Below are 2,111 nucleotides of genomic sequence, written 5' to 3'. Positions count from 1 at the left end.
GATGTAATTGGTACTAAAAGGAATAGCATCAGAAAGAAAATACCAATTGGAAAAGAATATTGTTGAATAAGATGCACTAAAGTTTTTTGTCCAACAGCAAGTAAAACTCCTAATAAACAAGCCGCACCAGCTAGCGCATAATCCTTAACAAGYAGAGCKAGTGTAACAATARTCCCCAGTAACAAAAAAGRAAGCATATTCTCTTACCTCATCTATAATATTGTATAATCCCAACTATCATTTTCAGGTACAGACACATGTACCATATTTTGATTTGCAAGGTTAATTTGGATTAAATTTGGACTTATTACAGGTTTTAAGTCTTCTCGATTTATTATAAATTTAAATGCTTCAAAGCTTGCTAGAATGCCTACGATATTCGCAAYGGGAGACAGTACAGCCCATGGACGATCTTCTTGTACATAATTATTTGCCCATTTCTCATCCGCACCATGCTTGACGGAATGAAGAGCACGTCCATCTTTTAATTTATGAATTTTATTTTGTATTTCTGGTGTTAGCTCTTGTTGATAAGACGGATATCCTAACGCAATTTCATAAGGCGTAGAGTCGGGAGTTAAAGACATGACGCCACCTCTAAAGGGAGGTGTAACTGCAATCCAAATAGAAGGAATCCCTAATTTTCGAGCTGTACGATGGATAATTACTCTCGCTACTAAATTATCAGTTGCATCTATAATGACATCTGTATTCGTTAGAAGTTCTAATGCATTGTCCTCGGTAACAAATTCTTTCGTTATCTCTATTTGTAATAATGGATTAATGTCTTGCAAAACTTCTAAAGCAACATCTGCYTTYSGCTGTCCTAATTTACTGWTGGAACTTAGCATTTGTCGATTGATATTRCTTGCTTCAAATACATCTTGATCAATAACATGTAAAGAACCCACACCCATTCGCGCCAATTGGATGAGTGTAATTCCTCCTACGCCCCCTGCTCCAACTACAGTRACTCGAGAATTTTTTAATTTCTCCTGCTCCTCTACAGAGATAACACCAATATTTCGCGTAAARCTTTCYTCATATATATTTTGCATATCATTATTTTTTGTTAACAAATTGTATTCCTCCTTACAATGTTTTATAATCCCATCCACCTTTTGGGGCTTCTTTTACTTGAACCGGGATATGACTATCTAAATCCATTACAATGCCTTTAGGCGCTCTAGCTAGAGGTTCACGACCAGTTAAAACTTGTATTGCTTCATGAAAGCTAAATAGTGACAATAGATGAGCACGCATCGGTGTGATAATCCAGCCTGCTTTTCCATCACAAAAATCTTGCGCCCACTCTTTTGGTGCGCCTTTCTCCACAGAATACCAAGCTCGACTTTTCTTTATATCAGCAATCTGTTGTCTTAATTCTTGATTTGTTAATTTGCATCCGACACTTGAGATGTTTAATGCTTCTTCATAAGGAATTCCGGTTGGGAAAAATGTAGAAACAAATCCTCGTGTTGGGGGGCTACCTGACATCCCCACACTTGGTATGCCTAATTCTCTAGCTGTTCTATGTATAATAACTCTTGAAGGCATATCATCTACGGCTTCTACTACAATATCATGCCCTTTTATAAGCTCGATTACATTATCTTCATCTACTCTTGTTTGTATAAAGTTTGTTGATATATAGGGATGTATATCCTTTACAACCTGTTCTGCAACTTTTACCTTTGGTTCACCTATAACACTAGAAAGCGCTAACATTTGTCTGTTAATATTAGAAACTTCAAATTCATCGGGATCAACACCGGTAATATGCCCTATTCCCATTCGCGAAAACAGAATTGCTTCATATCCACCTACTCCCCCTAGTCCAAAAATAATGACCTTCTTATTTCGAAGAGATTCTTGTTCCTGTTCAGAATACACACCAATATTCTTCTTAACCATTTCCCAATAATATGAATCCATATCCATTTTGAAGTCTCCTTTATATGTAGTAACCATTTCAAAAAATAATTCCTCTATATAAAAATAGTCTAGAAGTATGTCATTTTTGTGTGCTATTTGTAAAAAAATTAAAAAACTTTAAATTCTTAGTTTTTTAACAAATGAATATATCCCCATTTATTAAAAAACTAAATAAA

General features: G+C 35.3%; 3 protein-coding genes. All 3 read right to left on the bottom strand.

The annotated features are described in order from the left end of the window. Positions 1-197: DUF441 family protein (locus tag AC1DJR_RS27670; protein WP_477004012.1), on the bottom strand; the 197-nt coding region annotated here is incomplete at its 3' end. Positions 198-212: 15 nt separating this feature from the next. Next, positions 213-1,079: a HesA/MoeB/ThiF family protein gene (locus AC1DJR_RS27665; RefSeq protein ID WP_477004011.1), complete on the bottom strand. Its 867-nt coding sequence runs from the start codon at positions 1,077-1,079 to the stop codon at positions 213-215. 13 nt (positions 1,080-1,092) lie between these two features. Beyond that, positions 1,093-1,941 carry a HesA/MoeB/ThiF family protein gene (locus tag AC1DJR_RS27660; RefSeq protein ID WP_429688440.1) on the bottom strand — a complete coding sequence of 283 codons (849 nt, stop codon included), beginning with the start codon at positions 1,939-1,941 and terminating at the stop codon, positions 1,093-1,095. Between the last annotated feature and the right edge of the window lie 170 nt (positions 1,942-2,111).

The sequence above is a fragment of the Bacillus sp. 05T31 genome (genome assembly GCF_056396725.1).
This window is presented reverse-complemented; position numbering and strand designations above follow the sequence as displayed.

What these genes read in the sequence shown, in the direction of transcription:
- AC1DJR_RS27660 (WP_429688440.1), bottom strand. Translation starts at nt 1,941, where the DNA reads ATGGATATGGATTCATATTATTGGGAAATGGTTAAGAAGAATATTGGT.